Source organism: Leptothrix ochracea L12 (assembly GCF_000262525.1).
The window spans coordinates 1-4,291 of record NZ_JH660685.1 but is presented as its reverse complement, the minus strand read 5'-3'; the positions used below and the strand labels follow the sequence as shown (position 1 = coordinate 4,291).

Annotated in this window: 1 protein-coding gene; it reads left to right on the top strand. The window is 62.9% G+C overall.

What is annotated here, in order from left to right:
- Positions 1–89: 89 nt before the first annotated feature.
- The coding region (locus LEPOCDRAFT_RS01865) for a YDG domain-containing protein (protein ID WP_009453511.1) at positions 90–4,291 on the top strand (4,202 nt) is incomplete at its 3' end.

Below are 4,291 nucleotides of genomic sequence, written 5' to 3'. Positions count from 1 at the left end.
GCCAGCATCGCCTCCGGCGTGCTGCCGACCACCACCCAGTCTTGATCCCCAGCGGCTAAGCCGAGCAAGCGGTCGCGCACAACCGGGTGATGGGGGCGGAGCCCAGCCAAATCTTTGGCCAACTCAAGGCCAACGGCCAAGTCTTTCTGATCAATCCCAACGGCGTGCTTTTCGCACCGGGAGCGCAAGTCAATGTCCATGGTCTCTTGGCGACCACCATGGACACCCCGGATGCTGACTTCATGGCCGGTACACCGCACTTCACGGGCAAAGCTGGGTCAGTGCGCAACGACGGCTCCATCCACGCCGATGCGGGCGGCTTCGTCAGCTTGCTGGGCGGACTGGTGACCAACACCGGTGACATCGCCGTGGTCAACACCCAAGGTGTCGTGCCTGCTCAAGGCTTGGTGATGCGCGACGGCGGTATCGAACTGGTGGGCGATGTGGTGCATCAAGCCGGCACGCTGGATGCGTCGGGCCTGAACGGCGGGCTGGTGAGCTTGAGTGGGCGCAGCGTCTTGCAAGACGGCCTCATTCAAGCCAACGGCAGCCTCGGCACCGGGGGTCAAGTACACATCAGTGCCAGCAGTACCCTGCTGCAAACCCAAGCGGCGCAGATCAGCGCCGATGGCGCCACCACCGGCGGACAGATCAGTTTGAGCAGCGAGCAAACGGCCTACCTCTCGGGTACCAGCCACGCCAACGGCGGCCAAAACGGTGGGCAGATTGACATCCAAACCACCGGACTACTGAGCGTGGCCGGAGCGCATTTGAGCGCCATGGGTGAAGCCGGGCGAATTGTGCTGATGTCGCAAGCCGATACCCGCTTTGCGGCCACCGCCACCACAGGTCCCAAGGGTTTCATCGAGATCTCGGGCAAGGGCACGCTCTACATGGGCGGCTCGACCGATCCGGGCTTGGGCGGCCAGACCTTGCTCGACCCCACCAACATCGTCATTGGACCCGCCAGCACCACCCTGAGCTACATCGATCTGGCCAATCCCAATCCCGCTGCGGCCGATCAGCATGGTTCAGGGGGCACCGTTGAAGTCGGCGGCGGCAACATCGTCGTGGCCTCACCCAATGACAATTTTGGGGGTATCGGCAGTACCGGCGCGGTCTACCTCTACAACGGCACCACCGGCGCCTTGATCTCAACGCTGTTTGGCACCGTTGCCGGTGATCTGGTCGGCTCTGGGGGCGTCACCAAACTCAGCAACGGCAATTACGCCGTCAGCAGCCCCACATGGGCCGGCAATCTCGGTGCCGTCACCTGGATGAATGGCCTGATCGCGAGCTCCGGTACCGTCAGTGCCGCTAACTCGCTCGTCGGCACCACACCCGGCGATCAGGTGGGCTTTGGGGGTGTCACCGCCCTGACCAACGGCAACTACGTGGTCAACAGCCCACTGTGGAGTGCGAATACTGGAGCCATCACGTGGATGGATGGCCTTGGCAACACCAATCCCGGCACCGTGAGTCCCTTGAGTTCCCTTGTGGGGGCACAACCCGGCGACAAGATCGGTTCAGGCATGGATGGACTGGGACGAGGCGGGATCACCGCCCTGACCAACGGCAACTACGTTGTCAACAGCCCCCTCTGGGGTGGCACCCTTGGCGCAGTGACATGGATGTCAGGCACCGCCTCCAGCGTTGGTACCGTCAGTGCCGCCAATTCGCTGATCGGCAATGTCGCCGGTGACTTGCTGGGCATTGGGGGCATCGCCGCCTTGACGAACGGCAACTACGCCATCAGCAGTCCGATGTGGTCCAACGGTGCGATCACCAACACCGGGGCGGTGAGCTTGGGCGACGGCACGCTCGGCAGCGTCGGCACGGTAGGCAGCACCCCGTCGCTCATGGGCACCTTGGCCAACGACAACTTGGGGTGGGATGGACTCATCCCCTTGAGCACCGGGGGATTTGTCATCCTCAGCTCGAACTACGCCGGCGGCTTCGGCGCAGCGTGGGTCGTGACTGCGACCACCGGCTTGATGCCCGACTACACCCCAGCGCAACTCGCCGCCATGGCCCCGCTGGGCAGTACGTTGACCTTGGCGGCCACCAACGCCATCACGGTCAACGCTCCGGTGGTGGTGGATGGTGCGCTCACGCTCAACGCGGGCAACACCCTGACACTCAATGCACCGATAACCTCCAACGCCGCCAGCGCCAGTGCGCTGGTGATGGTGGCCGGTCAAAGCTTCGTCAACAACGCAGGCGCCAACGCCCTGTCTACCCCCAATGGCAACTGGCAAGTCTGGTCGGCCAACCCAGCCGCCGATACGCGCGGTGGGCTGGTCTACGGCTTCAAGCAGTACAACGCCACCTACGGCGTCACCACCCCGGCACAAGCCACGGGCAACGGCTTGTTCTACAGCTTGGCCCCACTGCTGAGCCCCAGCTTGAGCGGCGCAGCCCTCAAGACCTACGACGGCAACGCCACCGCCCCGATCACCAATTTGCTCTTGACCGCCACAGGCGCGGTGGATGGCGACGTGGTCGCGCTGAGTGCCTTGAGCGCCAACTACGCAACGCCCGCCCCGAACGTCGCCACCGGTCTCCAAGTCACGGCAAGCGGCATCAGTGCCACCGCCAGCAACGGCTTGGCCCCGGTCTACGGCTATCAAATGGCCTCGACCACCGCCACCGCGCTCGGCATCGGCCAAATCACGCCGATGTCCCTGACCGTCAGCGGCACCACCGCCGCCAACAAAGTCTATGACGCCACCACCACGGCAACCCTCACGGGCGGCACGTTGCTGGGCACCGTCGCCGGCACCGGGGTGATCCCAGGCGACACCTTGGTCTTGCAACAAAGCGGCAGCTTCCTTGATAAGAACGTCGGCACCAACAAGCCGGTCAACGTCATCAACACCTTGGGCGGCGCTTCAGCAGGCAACTATGTGCTGAACACGCTCACGCAAGCCACCATCGCATCCATCACCCCGGCCACGCTGAACGTCAACGGCACTGTCGTCGCCCCCAAGGTCTACGACGCCAGCCTCACGGCAGCCATCGGCACGCCCGGTACCCTCGCCACCGTTCTTGGCACCGATCAGGTCTTGCTTGGCCAGACCGCCTTGTTCACCAACAAGAACGTCAACACCGCCCAAGTCGCCACGGTGACCAACACCTTGAGCGGCTTGGATGCGGGCAACTACATCCTTGCCAATCGAAGCGTCAACACCACGGCGGCGATCACACCCGCCATGCTGAACGTCAACGGCACCGCCATCGCCAGCAAGGTCTACGACGCCGGCGTGCAGGCACCAATCAGCACCCCCGGAACGCTTTCGACCGTTTTGGGTAACGACTTTGTGTTTCTTGGTCAATCCGCCCAGTTCACGACCAAGAACGTCGGCAGCGCCAAACCCGTGACGGTCACCAACACCTTGTCAGGCCCGGATGCCGGTAACTACCTCCTCAACACACCCAGTTTTGCCAGCACGAGCAACATCACTCCCGCTGTTCTGACCCTGAACGGTACGGCCGTGGCCAACAAAATTTATGACGCTACCTTGGCTGCAACCATCGGCACGCCCGGTGTCTTGGGTGGGGTTTTAGCCAATGACGGGGTCAGCGTGACTCAATTTGCCGCCTTCGGTGACAAGAACGTCGGTCAAAACAAACCTGTCATGGTCAACAGCACGCTGGCCGGCCCCGATGCGAGCAATTACGTGCTGAGCACACCCAGCCTCAGCGCCACCGCCACCATCACTCCGGCCACGCTCAACGTCAACGGCACCGTCGTTGCCCCCACCAAGGTCTACGACGCCACCTTGCAAGCCAGTTTGATCACGCCGGGTGCACTCGCGCCCGTGTTTGCCAACGATCAAGTCAGCCTGAACCAGGCAGCCCTCTTCATCGACAAGAATGTGGGCCCGAGTAAAGCGGTCACTGTCACCAACACCCTCACAGGTGCCGATGCGGGTAACTACGTGCTGGCGACACCGACCCTCAGCACCAGCGCCACCATCACCCCGGCCACCCTGAATGTGAACGGCCTTCAAGTCAGTCCGAAGGTGTTTGACGGCACGTTGACCGCCGTGGTGAGTAGCACCTTGGGCAATGTACTGCCCAACGACCAAGTGACCTTGAATCAAATGGCAACCTTTGCTGATCCCACGATCGGGAACGCTAAACCGGTCAGTATCGTCAACAGCCTGACGGGCCCGGATGCCGGCAATTACGTGCTCAGCACGGGCACACAGGTCGGGTTCGGCAACATCGTGCCCCCCCCAACATCGTCCTGCCCACCCCGTTGCCACCGCTACCCACCGACAGCGTG